The 19,966-nt window shown below is 44.5% G+C and carries 25 protein-coding genes, 1 other RNA gene and 1 pseudogene; 18 read left to right on the top strand and 9 right to left on the bottom strand.

What is annotated here, in order from left to right; all coding sequences use genetic code 11:
* Positions 1-39: 39 nt before the first annotated feature.
* Genes QUB56_RS18540 through QUB56_RS18530 form a run of 3 tightly spaced genes read right to left on the bottom strand, consistent with a single transcriptional unit; the run spans position 40 to position 2,486 of the window.
* The gene (locus QUB56_RS18540; protein ID WP_332957118.1) at positions 40-678 is read right to left on the bottom strand and encodes a histidine phosphatase family protein; all 639 of its coding nucleotides are present in this window, start codon (positions 676-678) and stop codon (positions 40-42) included.
* Between the two features lie 28 nt (positions 679-706).
* Positions 707-1,393 (bottom strand): DUF3226 domain-containing protein, encoded by a 687-nt coding sequence (locus QUB56_RS18535; protein WP_332957117.1) that lies wholly within the window; start codon positions 1,391-1,393, stop codon positions 707-709.
* Positions 1,386-2,486, bottom strand: a complete 1,101-nt coding sequence (locus QUB56_RS18530) for an AAA family ATPase (protein ID WP_332957116.1) — start codon at positions 2,484-2,486, stop codon at positions 1,386-1,388. The genes QUB56_RS18535 and QUB56_RS18530 overlap by 8 nt, the downstream gene beginning before the upstream one ends.
* On the opposite strand from QUB56_RS18530, the gene QUB56_RS18525 reads away from it, so the two are divergent.
* Together QUB56_RS18525 and QUB56_RS18520 are read left to right on the top strand one after the other, a co-directional pair.
* Entirely contained in the window at positions 2,485-2,802 is a 318-nt protein-coding gene (locus tag QUB56_RS18525) for a DUF433 domain-containing protein (RefSeq protein WP_332957115.1), read from the top strand. The genes QUB56_RS18530 and QUB56_RS18525 overlap by 2 nt on opposite strands.
* A gap of 16 nt (positions 2,803-2,818) precedes the next feature.
* Complete coding sequence (locus QUB56_RS18520; protein ID WP_332957113.1) at positions 2,819-3,142, top strand: hypothetical protein; 324 nt, start codon at positions 2,819-2,821, stop codon at positions 3,140-3,142.
* 276 nt (positions 3,143-3,418) lie between these two features.
* Here the strand turns inward: QUB56_RS18520 and QUB56_RS18515 are convergent, their stop codons facing one another.
* Entirely contained in the window at positions 3,419-5,890 is a 2,472-nt protein-coding gene (locus QUB56_RS18515) for a phosphoketolase family protein (RefSeq protein ID WP_332957112.1), read from the bottom strand.
* Between the two features lie 940 nt (positions 5,891-6,830).
* On the opposite strand from QUB56_RS18515, the gene QUB56_RS18510 reads away from it, so the two are divergent.
* From QUB56_RS18510 to QUB56_RS18500, 3 genes are all read left to right on the top strand, one after another.
* Positions 6,831-7,052, top strand: coding sequence for a DUF433 domain-containing protein (locus tag QUB56_RS18510; RefSeq protein WP_332957140.1), 222 nt, complete (start codon positions 6,831-6,833; stop codon positions 7,050-7,052).
* Entirely contained in the window at positions 7,039-7,212 is a 174-nt protein-coding gene (locus tag QUB56_RS18505) for a DUF5615 family PIN-like protein (protein ID WP_332957111.1), read from the top strand. Before QUB56_RS18510 ends, QUB56_RS18505 begins: the two co-directional genes overlap by 14 nt.
* 102 nt (positions 7,213-7,314) lie before the next feature.
* Complete coding sequence (locus QUB56_RS18500) at positions 7,315-7,470, top strand: hypothetical protein (RefSeq protein ID WP_332957110.1); 156 nt, start codon at positions 7,315-7,317, stop codon at positions 7,468-7,470.
* A gap of 43 nt (positions 7,471-7,513) precedes the next feature.
* Here QUB56_RS18500 and QUB56_RS18495 read toward each other — a convergent pair whose 3' ends face one another.
* Positions 7,514-7,762 carry a hypothetical protein gene (locus tag QUB56_RS18495; protein ID WP_332957109.1) on the bottom strand — a complete coding sequence of 83 codons (249 nt, stop codon included), beginning with the start codon at positions 7,760-7,762 and terminating at the stop codon, positions 7,514-7,516.
* A gap of 541 nt (positions 7,763-8,303) precedes the next feature.
* Between QUB56_RS18495 and QUB56_RS18490 the strand changes: the two genes are divergently transcribed.
* Together QUB56_RS18490 and QUB56_RS18485 are read left to right on the top strand one after the other, a co-directional pair.
* A complete protein-coding gene (locus tag QUB56_RS18490; RefSeq protein ID WP_332957108.1) occupies positions 8,304-8,675 on the top strand; it encodes a hypothetical protein in 372 nt (123 codons plus the stop codon).
* A 5-nt stretch (positions 8,676-8,680) separates the two neighbouring features.
* Complete coding sequence (locus QUB56_RS18485) at positions 8,681-9,112, top strand: HNH endonuclease (protein ID WP_332957107.1); 432 nt, start codon at positions 8,681-8,683, stop codon at positions 9,110-9,112.
* A 94-nt stretch (positions 9,113-9,206) separates the two neighbouring features.
* Here the strand turns inward: QUB56_RS18485 and QUB56_RS18480 are convergent, their stop codons facing one another.
* Both QUB56_RS18480 and QUB56_RS18475 read right to left on the bottom strand, forming a co-directional pair.
* Entirely contained in the window at positions 9,207-9,407 is a 201-nt protein-coding gene (locus tag QUB56_RS18480; protein ID WP_332957106.1) for a hypothetical protein, read from the bottom strand.
* Positions 9,388-9,777, bottom strand: a complete 390-nt coding sequence (locus tag QUB56_RS18475; RefSeq protein ID WP_332957104.1) for a hypothetical protein — start codon at positions 9,775-9,777, stop codon at positions 9,388-9,390. The genes QUB56_RS18480 and QUB56_RS18475 overlap by 20 nt, the downstream gene beginning before the upstream one ends.
* Before the next feature lie 797 nt (positions 9,778-10,574).
* On the opposite strand from QUB56_RS18475, the gene QUB56_RS18470 reads away from it, so the two are divergent.
* The 4 genes and pseudogenes from QUB56_RS18470 to QUB56_RS37315 all read left to right on the top strand — a co-directional run bounded on the left by QUB56_RS18470 (position 10,575) and on the right by QUB56_RS37315 (position 11,881).
* On the top strand, positions 10,575-10,916 hold the full coding sequence (locus QUB56_RS18470; RefSeq protein ID WP_332957103.1) for a hypothetical protein: 342 nt from the start codon (positions 10,575-10,577) through the stop codon (positions 10,914-10,916).
* Entirely contained in the window at positions 10,910-11,140 is a 231-nt protein-coding gene (locus QUB56_RS18465; RefSeq protein WP_332957101.1) for a hypothetical protein, read from the top strand. The genes QUB56_RS18470 and QUB56_RS18465 overlap by 7 nt, the downstream gene beginning before the upstream one ends.
* A 209-nt stretch (positions 11,141-11,349) precedes the next feature.
* Positions 11,350-11,488: pseudogene (locus QUB56_RS18460) on the top strand (transposase); the annotation flags it as partial.
* Positions 11,489-11,698: 210 nt separating this feature from the next.
* On the top strand, positions 11,699-11,881 hold the full coding sequence (locus QUB56_RS37315; protein WP_445243371.1) for a transposase: 183 nt from the start codon (positions 11,699-11,701) through the stop codon (positions 11,879-11,881).
* A 224-nt stretch (positions 11,882-12,105) separates the two neighbouring features.
* Here QUB56_RS37315 and QUB56_RS18455 read toward each other — a convergent pair whose 3' ends face one another.
* Positions 12,106-14,580 carry a putative PEP-binding protein gene (locus QUB56_RS18455; protein WP_332957099.1) on the bottom strand — a complete coding sequence of 825 codons (2,475 nt, stop codon included), beginning with the start codon at positions 14,578-14,580 and terminating at the stop codon, positions 12,106-12,108.
* Positions 14,581-14,652: 72 nt separating this feature from the next.
* On the opposite strand from QUB56_RS18455, the gene QUB56_RS18450 reads away from it, so the two are divergent.
* Entirely contained in the window at positions 14,653-15,339 is a 687-nt protein-coding gene (locus QUB56_RS18450) for a ComF family protein (RefSeq protein ID WP_332957096.1), read from the top strand.
* Between the two features lie 131 nt (positions 15,340-15,470).
* Here the strand turns inward: QUB56_RS18450 and QUB56_RS18445 are convergent, their stop codons facing one another.
* Entirely contained in the window at positions 15,471-16,025 is a 555-nt protein-coding gene (locus QUB56_RS18445; protein ID WP_332957094.1) for a 2'-5' RNA ligase family protein, read from the bottom strand.
* Positions 16,026-16,146: 121 nt separating this feature from the next.
* Here QUB56_RS18445 and QUB56_RS18440 point away from each other — a divergent pair, with 121 nt between their 5' ends.
* The 6 genes from QUB56_RS18440 (at position 16,147) to QUB56_RS18415 (ending at position 19,776) form a co-directional block, all read left to right on the top strand.
* Positions 16,147-16,413 (top strand): YciI family protein, encoded by a 267-nt coding sequence (locus tag QUB56_RS18440; protein WP_015179070.1) that lies wholly within the window; start codon positions 16,147-16,149, stop codon positions 16,411-16,413.
* Between the two features lie 23 nt (positions 16,414-16,436).
* Positions 16,437-16,533: signal recognition particle sRNA small type (gene ffs, locus QUB56_RS18435), an RNA gene on the top strand.
* A 23-nt stretch (positions 16,534-16,556) separates the two neighbouring features.
* On the top strand, positions 16,557-16,937 hold the full coding sequence (locus QUB56_RS18430; RefSeq protein ID WP_332957092.1) for a phasin-related domain-containing protein: 381 nt from the start codon (positions 16,557-16,559) through the stop codon (positions 16,935-16,937).
* Between the two features lie 358 nt (positions 16,938-17,295).
* Positions 17,296-17,739, top strand: coding sequence for a hypothetical protein (locus QUB56_RS18425; protein WP_332957091.1), 444 nt, complete (start codon positions 17,296-17,298; stop codon positions 17,737-17,739).
* A gap of 24 nt (positions 17,740-17,763) precedes the next feature.
* Entirely contained in the window at positions 17,764-18,339 is a 576-nt protein-coding gene (locus tag QUB56_RS18420) for a Uma2 family endonuclease (protein ID WP_332957088.1), read from the top strand.
* Between the two features lie 90 nt (positions 18,340-18,429).
* Positions 18,430-19,776 (top strand): DNA phosphorothioation system restriction enzyme, encoded by a 1,347-nt coding sequence (locus QUB56_RS18415; protein WP_332957139.1) that lies wholly within the window; start codon positions 18,430-18,432, stop codon positions 19,774-19,776.
* The last annotated feature ends 190 nt before the right edge of the window (positions 19,777-19,966 follow it).

Below are 19,966 nucleotides of genomic sequence, written 5' to 3'. Positions count from 1 at the left end.
ACGCTCCGGGTGCGCAGTGTGCGCACCTTACCCGCAATTTCAAGTACCCGGTAAATTGCGGAGAGTTTCATCCATGTACGATCGATCGCCCAAAACCTCCAACATTGGCCCGCGCACATCAAACTTGACAACACTCACAGAAGCTGCTAAAGCGGCAATGCGATTGCGGTAACTTCCCAAATCGATCCCCAACAAACTGCACAGAATAATCCGAATAGTCGCCTTGTGGGAAACCACCAAAACATTACCAGTCTTGTACTTTTCCTGAATTTCTGCGATAACTAAGGACGATCGGCTAGCAATTTGCACAGAAGTTTCCCCCTCAGTCGGTGGATTCCAAGCCGGTTCCGTCAACCAATTAATGTAATCTTCAGCATATTTTTCGCGAACCGATTCAACTGTTTCACCCTCCCACTTGCCGTACTTAATTTCCCTCAATCCATCGCGCAGTTGCATTTCAATTCCCACAGCATCGCACAAAGGTTTAGCCGTAGCGATTGTGCGTTTCATGGGACTGACATAAACAGCATTCCAAGGCAATTTTGCGTAAGTTGCAGCAAATTGTTCTGCCATCATAGAACCTTCCGGTGTTAATTCTGCGTCGAGGTCGCCGCAGTAGCCGCCAGTCTTGCTGTAAGTCGTTTCACCGTGTCGTACAAAGTAGATTTTTAAGCTCATGAGTTAATTTTGTGTGAATTTTACTATGTTAGCAAAAGAGTTTAAAAAACTCTTTCAAATCATTGAGTGCAGGATGATCCCAATTCCAAATATCTTTTTTGTGTTCCATAACATAATCAAACCCAGACATAGTGCATTTTCTGCCAGCTTGTTGCTGTTCGTTATCTGAGCAAGTATCATACCTGAGATAGATGCTCACCCAGAATTTATCAAAACCTTTCTGGTTAATTTGCTGTCCCTGGCTTTCTATGCAGGTTTTCCAGCTATCCAAACAATCAGCATGAGGTGATTCTCTAGCCTTTATTGCCTTTAAAAGCGTTTCCAGTTCGCCTTTACCTCCAACATTTGTAAAGTAACAAGCCAATTGGGCTTTTGTTCCAAGATCTGTACAAATATCGATAAATTGTTTAGTGCTTGACAAGCTTTCAGCTTGAAACACTTGTTTTATACATCTATCTACGAATTTCAGCCGTTCTTGCTCTGAATAATTATCAATATCGATAATTATTCCAATCTTTTCGAGATCTTTTCGGTCAATCTTTCTTATTAAATTTTTTAAAGCTTTGATTAACTCTGTTTCGCTCAAGCCTTCCAAACTTTTATAATCATCTATATAAATAGGTGGATCTACCTGGATATCGCAGTTTAGTTTCTCAACCATTGCCTGCATGAAAACTTTATCATTTTTACTTTCTACTATGACAATATTACTCACCTCTCACTCCTTCTTGATGCTCAATGGCATAACTAAGAGTTTCCAAATCGAGCCGACTTCCGATTATTTGATTTGTTTTGAGTTTCCTTGCTAGTTCAAAATATGCGCTGCTGCATTTCTGATTTGGTTCTAAACCCACATCAGCAAATGCTTGAAGCATTTCTAAACTGTGCGTTGTAGCAAAAATTTGGCTATCCAGTTCAACCGCCAACCGAAATAACACTCTCCAAAAATTCCGCTGGTTTGTATGGTGAATGCCATTCTCTATTTCATCAATTAGCAGTATTTTGTGTTCGCCGTTTACCAGTTTAAGAATAATTTGTGCAACTCGGTTCATGGCATCTCCAAACAATGAGAGAGGCAAACGTTTTTCTCCTTTTCTTCTCAAGTAAAGTGTGGGTTCGCCAATTGAAAAACTCTCCACAGATTCGATCGCCGGGTCGATCACTTGAAAAGCTTTTAAAACTTCGCTATCTTTATCATCTAAACGCGCGCGATCGTAAGCTTCTGTGAGTTCTATTCCCGAAATTCTGGTAAACGAGGGAATGATTGGTACTTCCTCATTAGTATAAATATCATTCTCATTAGAAATATCATTGGCAATTATTAGACCTCTGGAACTAGCAATTAAAGAGGATGAATTACAGTATTCCTGTCCGTTTGGTGTTGTTAATATTGAGTTAATACTTATTACGGTGACACCTGAATCTCTAACTAGATCATTCATGATTTTTTCTGAATTTATAGTTTTCATTATCTCATTTATGTTGTTAATCGAGAGTTCTATTTTGCTGGTGCTATTGTCATCATTTTTTCCAAAAATTACTATTTCATCTAATTTTATTGTTAGTGCATAGAATAAGTTATCCCAGGCTTTGTCAGGCATAGCTTTCATGGCTAGTGATGACTCTTTTCTAAGCTCTCTTAGGAGTAGTATGCTGCTAGGTCTCGGGACAAAATTGAGAAAAAGTGCTTCTAGCAAGGCTGTCTTGCCCGCATTATTTTTACCCCCGATTAAATTGACTCTTTCAAACCCCGAAATTTTGATGTGTTCAAAGCACCTAAAATTTTGGATTTCTATTTCTTTAAGCATGACCGCCTCTTTTGAATGTACAAATCATAAATCACCGTTGATTTATGGTAAGATTAATTCTATCTTAGTTGTTTTACTCGATCCGCAACAAGCAACGATCGCCATGCAGAATGTAGACCTATTTGAAGTCATTGAACGCGATCCAACCAAGGTGAGTGGTGCATGGGTATTTCGGGGAACGCGCGTACCTGTTGCCGCCTTTTTCGAGAATCTTAAAGATGGAGCCTCTATTGACCAGTTTCTCGAATGGTTTCCGGGAGTAACTCGCGCCCAAGTTGAGGTATTACTTGATCGCGCCCTAGCCTCGCCTCATTAACGCAGATGGCGCAAGCATGAAGATATTGTTCGATCAAAGTACGCCAGTACCGTTGCGCGGCTCGTTGCTGGATCATAAAGTAGATACTGTTTATGAACGTGGATGGTCAACATTAGCAAATGGCAATCTGCTCGACACAGCCGAACGCGAGGGGTATAATCTGCTGGTCACCACCGATCGCAGATTGCGTTATCAACAAAACCTGACAAGCCGACAAATTACTGTTGTGGTTTTGCGCTCTGCATCTTGGCCGCGCATTCAAAGGCGTCAAGACCATATTCGGAACGCCATCGACACTATTGTTCCGGGCGCATACCTAGAAATTGAGATTGCCTGCTGAAGCTTTATTTAACTGATATCATTTCCGGTTACACCGGAATGATGTTGACTGTTGACTGTTGACTGTTGACTGTTGATTGTTCGCGGTCAATAGTCAACAGTGAACTCAAATTTACTATTCCGATGCTAAGGGATTTGATATGATGTCACTCCCTATGATTGTCAAACAGAGGTGAAACCTCGATCGTGCCTAGGTTGTATACTCGCAAAATCGTTAATTTTTCCTCTGGTTGACAATCATAGGGATGAGTAGCTTGTGCTCTACAAGCGATCGCACCTATCCAGGCGCACCCGATCGCACAGTTTGTTCTGCCGTCGCCCCCGGATCTTTAGTTTCCTTCGGCGGTTCCGACGAAACCGGGCCCGCATACGGCCACTTCCAGTCACGGATTTCCGGCATATCATCGCCATGCTTGGTGATATACTGCCTGTGCTCGATCAGCTTGTCACGGATAGCTTGTTTACCGTAAGCTGCCACAGAACTCAGTTTCGGAACGCGATCGAGTACATCTCCAACCAAGTGGAATCGATCGAGGTCATTAATCACCACCATATCAAAGGGCGTCGTAGTCGTTCCCTCTTCCTTGTAACCCCGAACGTGAATATTCGGGTGATTAGTCCGGCGATAAGTCAAGCGGTGAATCAGCCAAGGATAGCCGTGAAAAGCAAAAATCACCGGCTTATCTTTCGTGAACAAAGTATCAAAATCCTTGTCAGACAAACCGTGAGGGTGTTCGCTAGCAGGTTGCAGCGTCATCAAATCCACCACATTAACCACCCGCACTTTTAAATCCGGATAATCTCGGCGGAGAATGTCAACAGCAGCCAAAGTTTCCAGCGTCGGAACATCACCCGCGCAAGCCATCACCACATCCGGTTCGCCGCCTTTATCATTGCTGGCCCACTCCCAAATACCGATGCCGGCCGTACAGTGTTTAATCGCAGCATCCATATCCAAATACTGCAATGCCGGCTGCTTCCCTGCAATAATCACGTTGACATAGTGGCGGCTGCGGAGACAGTGATCCGTTACAGACAGCAAAGTATTCGCATCCGGCGGCAAATAAATCCGCACCACTTCCGCTTTCTTGTTAATTACGTGGTCGATAAAACCCGGATCTTGGTGAGAAAAACCGTTGTGGTCTTGCCGCCAAACGTGAGAAGTTAGCAGGTAGTTGAGAGAGGCGATCGGTCGGCGCCAAGGAATATCATTAGTAGTTTTCAACCACTTGGCGTGTTGGTTGAACATCGAATCGATGATGTGAATAAACGCCTCGTAACAAGAGAAAAAGCCGTGGCGTCCCGTCAGCAAATAGCCTTCGAGCCATCCCTGACATAGATGTTCGCTGAGGACTTCCATCACCCGGCCGTCGGGGGAGATGTGGTCGTCTTCGGGCAAAATTTCTCCCGCCCACATCCGGTTCGTCACTTCAAACACCGGATCGAGGCGGTTTGAGGCCGTCTCGTCAGGCCCGACAATGCGGAAATTGGCGTTTTCCTGATTGAGTGTCATCACCTCTCGCAGGAAGCGGCCGGAAACGCGGGTGGCTTCTGCCATTACAGTGCCAGGTTTTTGCACGTCAACGGCGTAGTCTTCAAATTTCGGCATTTTCAGGTCTCGCAGCAGCAGACCGCCGTTAGCGTGGGGATTTGCCCCCATCCGTCGAGTTCCCTTGGGTGCGAGTTCCGCCAATTCAGGAATTAACTTGCCCTTTTCGTCGAACAGTTCTTCCGGCTTATAGCTTTTCATCCAATCTTCCAGAAGTTGGACGTGTCCCGGCTTAGAAGCCATTTCCGAAAGTGGGACTTGGTGCGATCGCCAATAATCCTCAGTTTTCTTACCGTCAACTTCCTTCGGCCCCGTCCAGCCTTTGGGAGTTTTCATCACAATCATCGGCCACTGGGGACGACCGGAATAGCCCTGGGTCCGGGCTTTTTCCTGAATCGCCTTAATTTCGCCGATCGCCGTATCGAGAGTTGCAGCCATCAACTGGTGCATGGTTTCCGGGTCTGAACCTTCCACCCAATAAGGTTTGTAGCCGTAACCGACCATCAAACTTTCCAATTCCTCTTGCGGAATGCGGGCCAACAGCGTTGGATTGGCAATTTTGTAGCCATTCAAGTGCAAAATCGGCAACACAGCCCCGTCGCGAACCGGGTTGAGAAACTTGTTAGAGTGCCAGCTAGCAGCTAGCGGGCCGCTTTCGGCTTCCCCGTCGCCGACAACGGCCGCCACAATCAAATCGGGGTTGTCGAAGGCCGCCCCGTAAGCGTGAACCAGGGCGTAGCCGAGTTCGCCGCCTTCGTGAATCGAACCGGGGGTTTCCGGGGCGACGTGGCTGGGGATACCGCCGGGAAAGGAGAACTGTTTGAACAGCCGTTTTATACCCTCTTCATCTTCGGAAATGTTCGAGTAATATTCGGTATAAGTGCCTTCGAGATAGGTGTTGGCGACCAAGCCCGGCCCGCCGTGTCCCGGGCCTGCGATGTAGATGGCGTTGAGGTCTTGGGCTTTGATGATCCGGTTGAGGTGAACGTAGATGAAGTTTAAACCTGGAGTGGTGCCCCAATGTCCGAGGAGTCTCGGTTTGACGTGTTCGATTTTGAGGGGCTCTTTGAGTAGGGGGTTGTCGAGGAGATAGATTTGTCCGACGGATAGGTAGTTTGCCGCCCGCCAGTAGGCGTTCATTTTGTGTAGTTCTGAGTCGGAAAGCGGCTTTAATTGCGGGATCTCGGTTGTTCCTAGCATCAGCGATTGACTCCTGAGTTTTCGTTGTTTTGTAAAGTGCGATCGAGAATTCCGATCTATATTAATTTGCGATCGGAGACCTTTTGTATTTAACCTCCATGTCTTCCCTGGAAACTATTGAATTCTACATCGTTTATGTCTACTTTAAAGTTTAAATTAATCTTAATTTCTGGCTAAACATCGCACAATTATGAGGGCAGAAAGGATCCTAATTGCGGGGCTCAAGGAATTCAGCAATAGAAAATAGGATTTACACAAGAGTTTTTGTAGTGTAGACTACCAGCCCTGTCTGGGGTATTAAATCTGAACCGTAAAAAAAAGCCGAACACTGCTATTTCACCTTCCGACTTTTGAGAATTCAATCAAGAAAAATGGCTTGGGGGACCTTGAGTTCCGAATCAAAACGCCCAAAGTTTAGTAACCTCGTTGCTCGCTGCTGAGCGGGCTGGGTGTGTACGGAGCACGGATCCGTATATGTTACAATTGGTGGGATTTGTTGTGTAATTCCCGAAAAAGATCCTTATCAAGCGAGAGTTCATAAGGATTTATAGGTCAAGTTAATTTGACTTTGTGCCTGCCGATGGCTGATACAAATTCTCAAAAAAAATACTACTCTAGGCAATATCCAAAGCTGTATTGGCTCAGTCATTCCCCATCCTTTCATCTCACATATAAAATGGTATGACTCGTTTTGGGTTAATTTTTTTATGTTCGTTTAAGCTCTGGGTAAAAGGGGGAGCAATTTTTATAAGGAGAGATATTTAACCTGAAGTTAAAAAGATATATCAATGCTATTTCATTTGTGAAAGGGCTTTTTTTTATGAACCGCAGAGGGCGCAGAGGGCGCAGAGGAAGAGAGGAGTGAGAAAGGAATTGCCTATAATAGCCAATACATATTATCTAATTATTAACGCAAGATTTAGCTAACACCTGGCAATGAATTAACCAAACTCCCGGTGTCTGTGGCGGTGATGTTTGTCTGAGAAATACTCGCTTTCCTGTTTGGGTACTGGAAAATTTTCGTCCTTTGGGTATCAACAAGTCTCGACTTTTAGATAACTATGCGACACTGACAGCTACTGATTTAGCAAATGCCTGGGCTTGTGCGGCAGCTTTTCCCGATGACATTGAAATAGCTATCGACGAAAATGACGAGGATTAAGATGATGGCGCGTTTTTATGCTGATGAACAATTTCCCAGAGTGGTTGTAGAATTGCTGCGCCCTATGATTCACAATATTTTGACACTGCAAGCACCCGGAAAGGATAACCCAAAAAATCCGGACGAAGAAGTGTTAGCTTTTACACTCAGTGAAAATTGAGCTGTTTTAACTCTAAATCGCTGTTATTTTATCAGATTGCACAGCTTACAGTCTGACCCTGCTGGAATTATTTCCTATACGGCAGACCAGGACTTAGCAAGAATGGCGACTAACATTAATGAAGCTATTTCCTCACTCCCAACATTAACAAATCAATTGATTCGCGTCGATCGCACTCTCGTTGCCATCTATATCTTAAGCGATCGCCACCAAGTAAACTCAAGCAATCTCAATCCGACAATCACTGCATCGGTTTGATTGCTGGCTAGATGCCATCGCCGATATTTCCCGCTGAAAAAACCTAGGAGGCGACTAAAACAGGACGCTGTGAAATCCGGCAAACATTGGACACAGTTGGCTGGTGGGAAACGACTCGCACTTCGTGAGAATACCGGGGACGCGGGTCATTTTCTAACCAGATGGGCGGTACCATCATCACTTCATAGTAAGCGATCTTATGCAAAACCCCTGGCTGCGACTTCAACTCCACTGTTAAGCCCGCTCGGTACTCAAATGCTTCTTCCCAGTCTAAGTTTTCATTGATACCCATAGCGATCGCGCCTCTTAATCTTGTTTCTTTTCTCAATTGTAGGCCGCTACATAAAACATTAGGGACTTTCTGTTGCTTAGGATACAATTTGTAACCTTATATATAGGTTCCCTGACAATTCAACAGAGAAGAGCAATTGTCAATAAGTAAATAGGATGATTTGGCCGACGGGTGACAAGCAAGCCCAAAAGCTAGGCTTGACAAGAGTTTGAGTTGATATGTCTCAAAAAAAATAGGGGCGAGGGAACCGCGCAGACGTTTATGACACAAAGGAAAAGAAGAGAAGAGAATTTTAAGGACGGAAGTACAAACCTATTTTTGCCAGCTTGTCTAGTATTTTGTAAATAAAGAAAGTCGGTTTTTTTAATAAACCGACTTGCTGGATGAGTGAAAACTAAACTAATTTCACTTGGTTTTCTTCTTGGTCGCAGTCGCCGTATTTTTAGCAAGCCAGATCCTGCTTCATTTCTTTGTGGCAGATGTCTAAGACTCAAAGTAAAATATGGCATAATCTAAATATTAGTTTCATAGCTTTGCACCTATGACCGCCCAAATCACCCTAAATCTGCCAGATGAAGTCTATCACCAAGCAGAATTGCTAGCGCTGCAACGCCACCGCACCGTGAGTGAGATTCTAGTAGAAACTCTGGAAAAATTTCTCTTGCCAACCGCTAAACCAGTATCAGCCCTGTCTGACTCAGAAGTAATCACTCAGACTCAACTCCGGCTGCAACCAGTCCAAGAACAACGATTGAGTGAATTGCTAGACCGCCAACAATCCGGTACGATCGCATTTGTAGAACGCGATGAATTGCAGGCATTAATCCGCATATATGAAACTAGACTATTGCGACAAGCTCAAGCCTTAAATGAAGCTGTGCGGCGCGGCTTGATCGAACCATTAAAAGGATAAGGAAAATGGCGATTTCCGAACACGTGCGATCCAGAGTTCGCGCACAAGCTCAAAACCGATGCGGTTATTGTCGCAGTTTACAAATGTATGTTTTGGGAATCCTGGAAATAGACCATATTATTCGTAAAGCGATTGGCGGTAGTGACGAGGAAGAAAATCTCTGGCTGGCTTGTAGTCTGTGCAATAATTACAAAGGAACCCAAACTGAGGCATTCGATCCGGTCACGCAAAAGCACGTTAAGTTGTTTAATCCGCGCACTCAACTATGGTCACAAAATTTTGCTTGGAGTGAAGACGCTACAGAAATTATTGGACTTACAGATTGCGGTCGCGCCACAGTCACAGCACTACAACTAAACAATAATATTGCTGTTACTGTCAGGCGTCAGTGGGTTAGTGCTGGATGGCATCCGCCCACAGATTCAAGTATTTCATAACAGATCCCATTAGCTTAGCGCCTCAATCAGAGCATCTTTCTTCATCTTAGTTATGCCAGCAATTTCTCTTTTCCTGGGGTGGTGACAAAGAGGCCTAGGAGATAGACAGACTCAGGGTTGCAGCCCGCATACCTTGTTGATAAAAACGGCGTTTATTTCGAGTTAACTTTATTAACTGTTCCACCTCAGAAGAATATTGTTCGAGATAATTAACCCACTTTTCTCCCGCTGGCGCCAACACCAAATTTACTCCGTCTTCGATATCTTTTTTTAGGTTATTGACGCCGACATACATATTTTACTACTTGGTTTTTCCGAATATCAGTTCCTTCAAATATTGCCGAACTGTAGGCGAGTGTCACGAGCAGAATTATTTTAATCAGTCGGTTTCCTTTTAAGCTAACTCCTTCCAGATCGTAGCCGACTGTTTTACAATCTCGAAACATTTCTTCAATGCCCATCCGTTGCTTGTAAGCATCGTGAAGCGAAGCTATCCCGTAGGGAATCGCTGCTGGCAATGAACCTAAATTTGTGAGAATAAACCACGCTTCATCAACCTGACATGCCCCATAGTTTCTTTTCCATTTACAAGCAACATCAACTCCAGTGGCAGGCTGAGTTTTCCTCACTCTTTTACCTTGAAAATATAAAAAGGTTCCTGGCATTATTCCTAATTTACCTAACCGTTGCCAAACTAAATGTTCTATTTCGATACAATGATTCCTCTTCAGTCTTAAGCAAAAAAACACACCCTTTTCCGACCGCCAGTTCCCTAAGTCGATCGAACAAAATTCACGAGCGACTAAAACGATGACTTTATATTCTGAAAATCATGGTAAAACTTGCTGTATATTTGTAGTTTGTGACTCGAAGTTACTGCTGCCCAATGTGGGCAACAATGACCAGTATCATGGAATTGCTCTTCGCTCCCAGATTAAGCTAACCATGAAGAGATTAATACATCCCCATTGACTGCGGTCGATCGATCTCGATAAGCTTTGACCAACACGGCAAGAAGTGGTTAACCAATAAGTAATTAATGGGAACCAAATTTATTCGATCGTTAAGTGACAATACTTCGGACAGTTTTGGAACAGGGACACTCCGCGATCTGAGCTAAAAAGTCAGTAGGATTTTAACCAAAAATACAAAAAAAAGGCACTTTTTACGTTAAGCTCAAAAAACACACTAACTTAAAAAACTGCCTGATGAATATTATTGAATCGATTTTACAACAAATGTCAGGGATTAGTCAAGCTTAAAAAAAGTTTATGGTGATTTTATTTCACACCATTTTACTTGCTTATGGCAAAGTAAACTTTACCAATCTGGGCCGTTACAGTTCCTTGAGTGGAAAGACCTATTGTCGTCACTTTTTCAAAGACTTTAATTTTAGCGAATTTTATCAATAATTGCTCAGCAAAGCATTAAACTATGAGCGAACAAATATTGCTGTAATCGATTGTTAATTTATCAAAAAAAGTGGCAAAAAACTGAAGGTAAAGCTAGCTTTTATAACGGTCTATCTGGCAGACATGAAGAGGAATTAGAAATTTCTGTAATTTCTGTTGTCGAATTTGAAACTCATTTGTCTTATAGTGTGAGTGTACAACAAACGCCCTGGAGTCCTCCGACAGAACTACCCAAAAATCCCCGGGCTACCCAAGGGAAAAAAACATCCAAAAAACCGAGGAAAAAAGAGGTATCTCAAAGCTCAACACCTGAATTAACAAGAGTTGATGACTCGGATCAACATAAAAAAAAACTCGTTATTTATTGCCAGAATCTGTACGTTATTTGGTAGCTGACGGTTATTATTACCGCGCTAACTTTTGGGATGCTGTACGGGATTCAAATTTAAATCTAATTACTAAATTAAGGGCTGATGCTAACTTAAATTACATCTATACAGGTGAAAGAAATAAAAGAGGTGCACATCGTAAATATGATGGCAAGGTAGACTGCTATAATTTAAAATATTTAAGTTTTATCAAAGAAGTTAGGCCGGGGTTAAGCTTTATTCATTAGTATTATGGAGTTGTTGTTTGAAATGTAAAATACGTTTAGCTTGCCTTAGAGAAGTTCAACCAAACGGTAAAATAAAAAATATTTTATTGTTGAGCACCGATATTAGTCTCCCAGCCGAGGAAATACTTGAGTATTATCAGGCTCGTTTTCAGATTGAGTTTATTTTTCGTGATGCCAAACAATTACCTCATAGCAGCCGGAAATGCTGTAATCTACCTGCTCAAAAGTTGGGGACTATTGAACCATTGATACAAGCCGCTGGTGCTAGTTTACTGAACTTATCACCCTATTCTCCCGATTTCAATCCTATAGAATTATGGTGGTTGCAACTGAAAGCTTTTTTACGTCAGTTCTCACCAAGCACCACCAAGATGGTTGATATTTTGCTGGCTACTGCCCTTGATTTGGTCAATCCTAAGCACTTTAAAAACTGGTTTACAAGCTGCTATTACTGTACTTTATAAACCTGGAATTTGCTGTATATCTGTGGTTGTATGGAATAGTATATCCTCCAACAGGAGAGGGATTATTTTATGAATTTACCCATCTAGACGAGCCGTGTGTTTTGAGAAATTTTTAGAGCTATTTGCTGCTGCTTATCCCGATGATTTGCATATCATCCAACTAGACAATGGAGAGTTTCATAGTTCATTGAATCTAAATCTACCAGAAAACGTAATTTTATTTTTTGGGCCGGCTTATAGTCCGGAAGTGAATCCAATAGAAAGGCTGTGGGGGTAGATCGAGGAACAATTGAAATGGTTGAGATTTGATGGCATAGAATAATTGAAAGAGACAGTGCAAAAAGAGTTAAAAAAGCTGACTAACGAAGTGATTGCTTCTTTGACGGGATATCCATTAATATTAGAGGGTATATCTGTAGCAGGACTTTAAGAAAATGGTATTACTCCCCTAGGATTTAGAGTAGAAACCGGATTTCTGAGGTAAAGTGCATCCGGGAGTGGTTAATTGTTAATTATCGATCGAGCGACTTCTATGAGTAGGCGCTGTTCGGCGCGGACGATCGCCCTGCAAGTTTGTTCTACAGTATCGACATTGACCGAAATCGACGAAATCCCCCACCGCACGAAGGATTCAACTGTCTCGGGATACAAAGCTGGAGCGTCGCCACATATCGAGCAAGGAATGTCGGCGGCCCGGGCCTGAATGATTAATTGTTCGATCGCCCTCATCACTGCTCGATCGGGTCCGTTGGAAGCACTGGCTACCTGTTCGGAGTTGCGGTGAATGCCTAACAGAAATTGGGTTAAATCGTTGGTGCCGATGGAAATTCCTTGAACTCCTGCTTTTACGTAATCTTGCAATAAAAATAATACCGACGGAACTTCCGCCATAATCCACAGTTGAAAGTCGGCTGAGCGGTTTTTCCAAATAGTTTCTAAGCGCTGGCGGCAGTAGATAAACTCGTCAACCGAGCGCACGAAAGGCAAAATTAAATTAACATTTCTATGCCCTGACTCGCAGACTTTTTGAAGTACGCACAGTTCCCAATCAAATAACTCCGGTTCAAAGGTATAACTGAAACTGCCGTGGGGGCCTGACTCGCGCAAATCCAGAGAGCGATAAAATATCGGCCGCGGCGAAACGGCAGCAGCAAATAAACTCAGGCAATCCGCCATGCGATCGACAAATTCCGATTGGCGGCCGTTTTGCAACCAAATTTTCGGGTTTTGACAGTCCAAAGCTTCCAATGCCATTAATTCCGATCGCAGCAATCCAATACCGTCTATTGGCAGATTTTTGAGGCGGTCGATCGAACTTGTTTGGCTGACATTAACTAGCAGTTGAGTCGCCCTTGGCGCGTTCCAAACATATTCGGCAGACTCAGATTGTCGAGATTTAGGCCCTTCATTCGACCATCGATCTGAGGTTGAAGATTGATGGTTGGCTATTGACATTTTTGCTGCTGTACTGTATATAGCTGCATTTTTTGCTGTGTCCCGAAGCCGGTCGCTGTCTCCTGTCTCGATCGCATCCTGGTGGGCGAGAGCAAAAACTTCTCCGCTGTCGCCGTCTACCAACACCGAATCGCCCGAGGCGATCGCCCGAGTGGCCCCGGCAACTCCCACAACGGCAGGAATCCCCAATTCTCTCGCTAAAATGGCTCCGTGACCTGTCATGCCTCCTTGTTCGGCAACCACCCCAGCAGCAACTTTCAGCCAAGGCAGCCAATTGGGATCGATTGTCCGGGCTACCAAAATGCTTCCGGCTAAGAATTCCGCGTTTTCTGGGTGGGAATTACTCATAACTTGGGCAATTGCTTCGACTTTTCCTGATGCTGCTGCCAAACCTCTGAGTATCGCAGGAGTTCGGGCTGGGGCGATCGAGTTTGGGTGCTCATAGGCGATCGGATTTTCCTCTACCGAGGCGACTTTTTCCCCTTTCACAAGACGAACTTGAGTGAAATAAAACTGCGGTTCGCTGCAGTTGGCTGTCTGGTATAGCGTCCACTCCAAAATTAAATCCGAGTCAAATTCTGCGATCGCTTTTTTGCTCAATTCAATGATTTTTTTGAGTTGCGATTCCTCTAAAACGTATTCAGTTTGTGCTTCCTCTCCCAGCGCCAAAACTTCCAGGCAACTGCCAGCAAAATCAGGAATTAGAAATGCAGGATCGGGGATTGGGGAAGCAGCCCAATTGTCGCTCGGCAGTTTTTTTGTCGGTTCTCCCTCGTCGGCTTTGATATTGTACGCTAATGTTTTGTAACCGAGCCGCTGGAATTTAACCGCGCCTGTTTCCGGCTGCACTTGATAGTAATCGGGGATGGTTTCTCCCCTAGCTAGGGACATTCCCAAACCGCAGGTGGCTTGGATTTCCCACACTGCACCCGCCTTAGTTTTCACCTCGCCGGAGGCTATCGCTCCTTGAAGTGGCTGCACCAAAACTGCGGGATTGATTTGCTGTACCCGCAGGCCGCACCGCTGCCAGTAAAATAGACTTCGGGCTCTGAACAGTTCTGCCCAAGCTCGTTTGATCCCGGCCCCAATGGCTTCTGGTTCTGCCCGTACTGCGTGAGCTTCCAGGATTCCGGTTGTTTTCGGGTTCCAAGAAGCCAGCGCAGGGCGAAAAATTAAGGCTCTGGAGTTTGAGTTGAGTTGACAAACAGCAGACTCTAGGGTGGAGACCAGTAAATCTGGGAGTTTGCCTGTGAGGATTTGGTGGCGAATGCTGCGGGCAATCGATTGCAGTTGTCTGGGTTCATCGACATTTAAGTGCAGGGAAGAGTGTGGCCAGTCAGCAAACAGCGGTTCTAGGCAGTCGATCGACTCTAAAAACTGCCAGAATGTGGTAGCTGGCACGACAAAACCCGGTACAACCGGATGATTTTTCTGGAGCAAACAGCTCAAGTAAAATGCTTTTTCTCCCACTGCATCTCGGTCTGAAGGTTGAATTTTGTCTAACCAGTAGAGTTTTTTCACGCTGCGAGCCTGTCCGTGGAAACAGATTGAATTTGAGAGTTTTTCCCATTAATCACTTACCACAATTTTAGGATGAACCAGCAAAAATGGACGGGATTAGTCAAATCTTTTCTCAATCTATTTCTTAAGTCTAACTGTCCTCTTTGTCAGCGATCGGCCGCCAGAGAGTTTTGTCCGTACTGTCACAAGCAACTTCAGCGATGTCAGTTAACCGATCCCGGTCGATTTTGGCATTCAGAGCAACGTGTTTTTGTGTGGGGTGAGTACGGCGGGGCTCTCAAACGCGCGATCTCCGCTTTGAAATATGACGGCAATCCGCAATTAGCCAAACCTCTAGGCGGCTGGCTGGCAGAAGCTTGGCTGAGTTTTCCGGAATTAGCTATAGACAATTTAACAGTTGTACCGATTCCCCTGCATCAAGAAAAGCTCAAGGAGCGCGGTTTTAACCAGGCGGAACTTTTGGCTGAAAGTTTTTGTGAGCTGGCTGGTTTGCCTTTGCAGCGGCACGGTTTGGAGCGGGTAAAAAATACTCAGGCTTTATTCGCTCTGACGCCACAGCAGCGGCAAGCGGAAATGAAAAATGCTTTAAGTTTGGGGAAAGATTTTATTCGCCGACACCCGCGCGATCGAGTGCTGTTAGTTGATGATATTTACACTAGCGGTACTACGGTTAAGTCGGCAATTCAAATATTGAAACAGTCGGGAATTTCGGTTTACGGAACTGTGGCACTTGCAACTCCGAAGAAGAGCGATCGGTAAGCTGTGACTGGCTTTAAATTTAAACAGGTTTGTAGTGAGGAAATGATATTTATCAGGATTTGCTAAGAAAAAAAATTGGAAAAACGAACCGCGAAGACGCGAAGGACGCGAAGAAAGAGAAGGGAGAAAGTTTAGGCCCAAAGCGGGAATTGGTTGCTGATGTTCCATCGCCTGCCGTCGTGAAGCAGTAAAGTTAATGCCGAAGCGGTAAACTCAAAGTGGAGCGATCGCCCGGCAAATTCCAACCAAGCCCTTTGAAAATTATCCTTAGTTAAATCGTGAAACGCTACAGTCATGTGCGGTACAAATGGGCGACTTTGAGAAACTCGATCGACAATTCCCAAATTTGCCGACCTATAACTCATCAAATGTGAGTGAATCTCCAGCAATTCGGGCGATTTGACAACATCAACGTAAATGACGCGGGGGGCGAAAGCGGCAAAACCAGATAGAGTAACGGGAATGGGCCGCCGGTTTACAGAAAACAGGTTCAAACTTTCCTCTAATTTGGGAACATCCTCCGCTAACAAGTGAAAAGGAGGTTGCAGCGTGATGTGCGGCGGCGAATTCAAAGCACTGCGGCTGTTGTAATGTTCCGCAAAATACTGTTGAATCTCAGTAATGTGCTGTTCAATATCGGGCGGCGGCACTAGGGCCATAAACAATCGCTGTTTTGACTGGTTCATGGGATAACATCGCAGTTAAGAAAAAATGGTGGAAAATGGAATATAGAGCATTGACCCGCTTGCCCCATTGCTCATCACCCATTCCCAATCTAAAATATAAAATCTAAAATCCCAAATAAAAATGCCTTGGTTTGTCAAAATTGAGCAAGGAATTGTCGAAAAGCCTGTCTTTGACCAATACGTGCCAGCTCACAGAGCTTATGTCCGAGAGTTGATTTCTAAAGGACACCGAGCGAAAACTGGCTACTGGGCGCGGCGCGGCGGCGGTATGTTGCTGTTTGAGGCGGGTTCGATGGATGAGGCGAAGGCGATCGTCGCTGAAGACCCGCTCGTGAAGAACGGTTGCGTTATTTATGAAATTTATCACTGGTGTGTGGTTGAAGAATAAATAACTGTGTTATACTTACAAATGAACTGGATCCACGCGATTCCAACGCCCAAATCTTGTCAGGACCGGAAGGTAGCAGCAACACGGGATGCTTGTAATAGGCGTGGTCTCCGGTTCACCCAGTTTTATGAGGTGTAGTTCCTATGCCTGGTTTCGGAGATATTTTACAGAAAGCAGTTTACCTTGGTGTCGGGCTAGCTTCCTACGCTGGTGAAAAAGCTGGCAGCAAGTTAACTGAATTACGCACTGAAGCCCAAAAGCTGGCAGACGAATTAGTGAAGCGGGGCGAGATGTCAACGGAAGAAGCGCGTCGCTTTGTTGACGATATGGTACAACAGGCTCAGCAGCAGCCGCCCGTAGAACCGGCTGGCAACAAAAAACCTGCTGAACCTCGGCGGATTGAAATTGTTTCGGAGGAAGAAGAGGTTTCGCCCAAAGATGCTAAAGAGGTCGGTGGCGTAGACAAGCTCCGCGAACAGGTGCAGAATTTACAAGAGGAATTGCGGCGGCTGAAGCGGGATTAAGCTGAAAAGATTTCGCGCAGCAAAGCATAAAGGGAGCTCAGGATAATACTCTTGAGTTCCCTTTTTGAATATCTGCCCTGTCAAACTTGACCGAAAGCATCCAGGATACAAGCCCCGGATTCATTCCGAAAGCAGACTCAGGACCGGTGAAATAAAAAACCTGTATCCGATGAAACTTGCCTAACGTATTTATCCGTGGGGTCAATGCTTCAATTCTTTAATCTAAAATCTAAAATCTAAAATCGATTGACCGGATATCCGGCAATAGGTAATAGAATTGAAAGTAGGTGCGATCGCTTCGCCTGAGGCTGGCTCCACCTGTCTGTAAAATATTTTGTAATAGCAAGCTCTCAAATTCATGGAAGATTGGTCTAAAGATTTTTTTGGAGTAATGGAAAATGCTGTTTCTGAAGTAGAGCATTTTTTCAGCGAAATGAGCGAAGAGTTTGTCGAAATGCTGGACGTTTTGGCAAAAATGTCGGAAGAGTTTACTGAACAAGTACAAAATAATCTGATTAATGACATTGACGGTTATTTCAATGAATTTGACGGTTTATTTAATGAATTTATCGAACCGATAATTGAAATTTGCCGCGACTTCGACCCTGAGTTTGATGAGATAGATTTGTCGATGGTGACTTATGTAGACCCTTCGCCGACGCAGCAGCCGGCTTGTCGCGGTTGTCGCAACTATCACGGTCAAGTTTACGGGGGAAATTTGTTGGTTTGTGCGATGCACCCTACCGGTGTGGAATCGGAGAGTTGTGCTGATTGGGAAACTGACAGCGATAGGAATTTTTAATAGTTTTTGAGGGTTTAATGGCTTATGGTAACGTCAATTCAGTCTCCGTCAAAGATTTCTCTGGAAGAGTTTTTGTTGCTTCCAGAAACTAAGCCGGCTAGCGAGTATGTTGATGGTGAAATTTATCAAAAAGATATGCCCCAAGGAAAACACAGTACATTACAATCCGAGTTTCCATCTGTGATTAATCGAGTGGGAAAACCGCAGAAGTTAGCATTTGCTTTTACTGAATTGCGCTGCTCTTTTGAAGGACGTTCTATTGTTCCAGATATCGCAGTATTCGAGTGGCATCGTATTCCTCTGAATGCTAATAGAGAAATTGAAAATAGGTTTGAAACTCCGCCCGATTGGATAATTGAGATTTTATCACCGGATCAAAGTTCAACTCGCGTGATTAATAAGATTCTGTTTTGCCTTAAAAATAAGACTAAATTGGGTTGGCTGATTGACCCGGAAGAACGATTAGTTATTGTTTTTAAACCGCAGCAGGAACCTGAGATTAAAGAGAATGAAGATATTTTACCTGTGCTCGATGTGCTGTCGGATTTGCAACTGTCGGCGGATGATTTGTTTGGGCTGTTAAGTTTCGATCGCCCGTGAGTTAAAGTGGAGTATAGGGAATATAGCATCTAACGGCATTTAAAGGTGAATCGCTCAACGGCTAATAATTCGCAATTTGGATTTCCGAAAATGCCGCCATCGCTGCAATTGCGACAGTATCAGCGAGTGGCGGTTGCTAATTGGTTTGCGAATCAGGGACGCGGTACGCTGAAGATGGCGACGGGTAGCGGCAAGACGATTACTGCGCTGGCGATCGCCACCGAATTATACAATAAAATTAACCTGCAAGTCCTGCTCGTAATTTGCCCTTACTGCCACCTGGTGAATCAGTGGGCGCGCGAATCAGAGAAATTTTGTTTAAAACCTATTTTGGCTTTTGATAGCGCCCGCAGTTGGCAAAACAAGCTGGCTGCGGGTTTGTATGAAGTGCGAGCGGGCTATCGAGGATTTCTCACAATCATCACGACTAACGCCACATTAATGTCCGATAGCTTGCAATCGCAACTGCGCTATTTCCCAGAAAAAACCCTGATTATTGGAGACGAAGTTCACAACTTAGGCGCGCCCCGTTTAGGACAAAGTTTGCCGCGCAATATTGGACTGCGGCTCGCCCTTTCCGCCACCCCAGAAAGGCATTTCGACGAACAGGGAACCGAAGCTATTTTAGATTATTTCGGTCCGGTTTTGCAGCCGGAACTCACCTTAGCGGATGCCATCCGCAAAAAAGCATTAGTACATTATTTATACTATCCGATTTTAGTAGAATTGACCGAAGCCGAAACCCGCAAATATTCCCGCTTAACTCAAAAGATTGGCTGGGCGCTTTGGGGCGATGAAAAAGTAGAAGAAAACGATGCTTTAACGAGTTTATTAATGCAGCGGGCCCGGTTAATAGGAGCGGCGGCTAATAAATTAATAGCTTTGCGAGAATTAATGATTGACCGTCTCGACACAAGCCATACTTTATTTTACTGCGGCGACGGTGCGATCGAAGGAGGTGCGCGCCGAAATAACAACCGCCAACTAACAGAAACCGCGAAGTTATTGGGTTCAGAATTAGGCTACCGAGTTAACACTTATACTGCGGCAACTCCTTTAGCAGAAAGAGAACGATTGCGCCGACAATTTGAGAGTGGAGAATTGCAAGGTTTAGTCGCGATTCGCTGTTTGGATGAAGGCGTTGATATTCCAGCAATTCGCAATGCTGTAATTTTAGCAAGCAGCAGCAATCCGCGCCAGTTTATTCAGCGCCGGGGACGGATTTTGCGGCCACATCCGGGGAAGGAAAGGGCAACTTTATTTGACATGATAGTTTTGCCTCCTGATTTGGGCAGAGAAACCTTAGAAGTCGAGCGCAATTTGCTGCGAAAAGAGTTGAAGCGGTTCTTGGAATTTGCCGATTTAGCCGACAATGCTGGGGAAGCTAGAGTGAAATTGCTGCAACTTCAGAAGCGTTACGGGCTATTAGACATTTGACATTTATTAAGGTTCGGTTTATCTTTTAGAATATAGAATTATTTGATCGTAGTTTGAGTTGCTAGTTTAGTTCGCGATCGCACGCAGAGTTCAGAAACCAGGTTTCTTTGTAGATTTCTCGTGACTGTTCACAAAACTCCTAGAAACCCGGTTTCTCGCCCATAAGCCTAGACCCTGTATATTTTAATAA

The organism is Microcoleus sp. AR_TQ3_B6 (genome assembly GCF_036702785.1).
GTDB lineage: Bacteria > Cyanobacteriota > Cyanobacteriia > Cyanobacteriales > Microcoleaceae > Microcoleus.
The sequence above is the reverse complement of the archived record's forward strand: the minus strand, read 5'-3'. Positions and strand labels throughout refer to the sequence as shown.